At 38.3% G+C, this 3,521-nt stretch carries 3 protein-coding genes and 2 pseudogenes; all 5 read left to right on the top strand.

The window, feature by feature from the left end; translation table 11 throughout:
- Positions 1-190, top strand: a pseudogene (locus tag ACH10T_RS09705) (cytochrome C); the annotation flags it as partial.
- 304 nt (positions 191-494) lie between these two features.
- On the top strand, positions 495-1,427 hold the full coding sequence (gene pstC, locus ACH10T_RS09700) for a phosphate ABC transporter permease subunit PstC (protein WP_394809083.1): 933 nt from the start codon (positions 495-497) through the stop codon (positions 1,425-1,427).
- Between the two features lie 87 nt (positions 1,428-1,514).
- Entirely contained in the window at positions 1,515-2,441 is a 927-nt protein-coding gene (gene pstA, locus ACH10T_RS09695) for a phosphate ABC transporter permease PstA (RefSeq protein WP_394809082.1), read from the top strand.
- 8 nt (positions 2,442-2,449) lie between these two features.
- Positions 2,450-3,244, top strand: coding sequence for a phosphate ABC transporter ATP-binding protein PstB (gene pstB / locus ACH10T_RS09690; protein WP_394809081.1), 795 nt, complete (start codon positions 2,450-2,452; stop codon positions 3,242-3,244).
- A gap of 168 nt (positions 3,245-3,412) precedes the next feature.
- A pseudogene (locus ACH10T_RS09685) lies at positions 3,413-3,521 on the top strand (IS5/IS1182 family transposase); the annotation flags it as partial.

Raw genomic sequence — 3,521 nt, 5'->3', positions numbered from 1 at the left:
TGAGGAAGTAGCGAAGACGGATCTGAATGCGAGTTTGGCAGCAGGTAAGTTGGTACTACAGAAAGAAGAGGATGTTGGTGGTAGTGGAGAGGATGAAGATGAGGATGAGGATGATGAAACAGCGGGTGGAAGTGAAGTAAAAGCTGAAATTCAGGGTGATGACGAGGATGAAGATGAGGACGAGGATTAGTTTCCATTGGATTCCCTCATTTTTAAAATAGAATATACAAGATTTTGGGAAGAAATTTATGTCCAGAATTTTGTATATATGAAAAAATAGAAAAAGCATCACAAAGAGATATTTTTTTGATAAATTTTATTTTTAGACACAAAAATAACCAAATTTGCATTCTTTTTGAATGTGAGTGTTTAATAAAATTCTTCTGAAGTAAATCAATGCTAATCCTAATCACATGATTAGAAGTGAAGTTGTTCCTTTTCTCGATTAGCAACTCTCTTACTATAATGCTTCAACTTATAGAAGGGCTTTCACAGTGGCAGAAGAGTCATACATTAAAATAGTTCCTGCTGGAAAATTAGGCTATAGCTTTCGTCGGCATCTACGCGAAAGGTTTATAGAAATATTTTTATTTATGTCGGCAGTGCTTTCGGTAGCTATAATGTTTGCAATTATTATGATGCTAGTGAAAGAATCGTTTGTATTTTTTCAACATGTATCTATCTGGGATTTCTTGACAGATACTCAATGGACGCCATTATTTGATGACGCACACTATGGAATTTTGCCACTGGTTTCTGGTACGGTAGTAAGTTCATTAATTGCATTGCTGGTTGCACTTCCTCTGGGAACTATTATTGCAATTTATCTTTCTGAATTTGCGCCATTCACTATACGTGAAGTAGCAAAGCCCTTCCTTGAACTGTTGGGTGGTGTACCGACAGTTGTTTATGGTTATTTCGCATTATTATTTGTAACTCCTTTATTACAAGTTATCTTCCCTGAACTGCCTGGTTTTAACTTGTTATCTGCAGGACTCGTGATGGGAATCATGATTATACCGTATGTAAGTTCGATGACCGAAGACGCAATGCGTGCAGTTCCTATGAATTTGCGAGAAGGCTCTTATGCAATGGGAGCTACGCGTTTTCAAACGGCAGTTAGGGTTGTTATGCCAGCTGCATTTTCTGGAATTGCGGCTGCGTATATATTGGGCATATCACGTGCTGTAGGAGAAACGATGGTAGTTGCAATTGCAGCAGGAATGCAACCAAATTTGACCTGGAATCCAATGGAGCCAGCGGCAACAATAACAGCGTATATTGTACAAGTCAGCTTAGGCGATTTACCACATGGGAGTATTGGTTATCAAACCATATTTGCTGCGGGTCTAACTTTGCTGTTAATAACGCTTGTGTTTAATATAATTGGACATGTATTACGCAAGCGCTATCGAGAAATTTACTGAGTCGGTATAAGTATTGTGTCATGCAAAAATGCGTACTAATTTTTTATACATGAGGTTTCTGTAAATAGCAACCGGTGAAGTTTTAAGATGAAAAGTGTTAATAATCTAGAAGAAATTAGAAGGATTATCAGTCTACATAAAAGATGGGATTTACTTTTTATGATAACTGGTATTTTTGCGTTGATGGTCGCGGTATTGACTTTTATGGCGTTATTTGCGCATATGTTAATTGATGGTATGCCGCGTTTATCCTGGGATTTCTTTACATCATTTCCATCACGTAAGCCGGAATCTGCCGGGATTTTTTCGGCATGGGTTGGAACTACTTTAGTTATGCTAGTCACAGCAGTTGCCGCAGTACCCTTAGGAATAGGTTCGGGTGTTTACTTAGAAGAGTATGCTCCAAAAAATTTGTTAACAGAAATTATCGAAATCAATGTGACCAACTTGGCGGGCGTACCTTCAATTATTTATGGTTTGCTGGCATTAGGTTTGTTTGTGTATCAATTGGGTTTTGGGCAAAGTATTCTGGCAGCGGGATTGGCTTTGGCACTGCTCATTCTGCCTGTTGTTATCGTTGCAACACGAGAGGCGATTCGATCAATTCCTGTCACAATTCGTGAGGGCGCATATGCGCTTGGGGCAACTAAATGGCAAACGGTATCAGACCATTTATTACCTTACTCATCCGCGGGTATTCTAACAGGTATAATTATTGGTTTAGCTCGAGCTATCGGCGAAACGGCACCGATTATTACTATTGGTGCACTGACATTTATTGCATTTTTGCCGCCATCACCCATAAAGAATGAATTTCCATATGTTTCAGTTGAATGGCTAACAGCGCCTTTTACTGTGATGCCGATACAGATGTTTAATTGGGTATCACGGCCGGAAGAAGCTTTTCAACTGAATGCCGCAGCAGCAGGTTTAGTATTAGTAATCATGACGCTTGCTATGAATGGTTTGGCAATTTATTTGCGATATCGTATGCGTAAAAATATTAAGTGGTAAAAAAGATCATGCAAGAGAATTCTGACAAGAAAAGTGAACCAAGACAGTTTAAATCTGAAGTTAAAAATCTAAGTTTCTATTATGGTGGGTTTAATGCACTAAAAAATATTGATATGGTTTTGCATGATAAAAAGATTACAGCATTAATAGGACCTTCTGGGTGCGGTAAATCAACATTTCTACGTTGTTTTAATCGAATGCATGATTTGTATCCGGGTAATCGGTATGAAGGTGAAATTATACTTTACCCCGATGATGTGAATATTTTAGCGTCTAATGTTGATCCGATTGAAGTGCGGATGAGGATAAGTATGGTCTTTCAGAAGCCAAATCCATTTCCTAAATCAATCTATGAGAATGTTGCTTATGGATTGCGTGTTAGAGGAATTAAACAGCGAGCTATTTTGGATGAGAGGGTTGAAGTCGCTTTGCGTAACTCAGCTTTGTGGGATGAAGTAAAAGATCGCTTACATCATTTGGCATTTAATTTATCAGGTGGGCAACAACAAAGACTTTGTATAGCACGTGCACTGGCAACCGATCCAGAAATATTGTTGTTCGATGAGCCAACCTCTGCGCTCGACCCAATTGCAACTGCCAGTATTGAAGAATTAATAACTGATTTAAAGAGTAAAGTTACTATATTAATAGTAACTCATAATATGCAACAGGCTGCAAGAGTATCGGATTATACAGCTTACATGTACTTAGGTGAATTAATAGAATTTAATGTGACAGACACAATATTCATCAAACCAAAGAATAAGCAGACGGAAGACTACATTACAGGTCGGTTTGGCTAATGCCATTTAAGACTCCGAAGATGGGAGTGCTTTTATTATATGAGAGATGATTGTCAAGATAATATGTGAGATCGCTAGGGTCTATTGACGATTGAAGATAAGTATTTAATAGAAAGAGGAAAACTCGTAATATTGAGGTTTCTATACCACCAATAAAACAAGTTTGCGATGCCCGGCCTGATGCTCAGTGATGAGTTTTGGTCGAAGCTGGAGAAGATTCTGCTTCAAGAAACCATTTATAACAAGCGCAATTTGCTTATGACGGTAGAAGGAATGC

This window comes from Nitrosomonas sp. (assembly GCF_043753625.1).
In the GTDB taxonomy this organism is placed as follows: domain Bacteria; phylum Pseudomonadota; class Gammaproteobacteria; order Burkholderiales; family Nitrosomonadaceae; genus Nitrosomonas.
This window is presented reverse-complemented; position numbering and strand designations above follow the sequence as displayed.

What these genes read in the sequence shown, in the direction of transcription:
- pstA (WP_394809082.1), top strand. Translation starts at nt 1,515, where the DNA reads ATGAAAAGTGTTAATAATCTAGAAGAAATTAGAAGGATTATCAGTCTA.
- pstB (WP_394809081.1), top strand. Translation starts at nt 2,450, where the DNA reads ATGCAAGAGAATTCTGACAAGAAAAGTGAACCAAGACAGTTTAAATCT.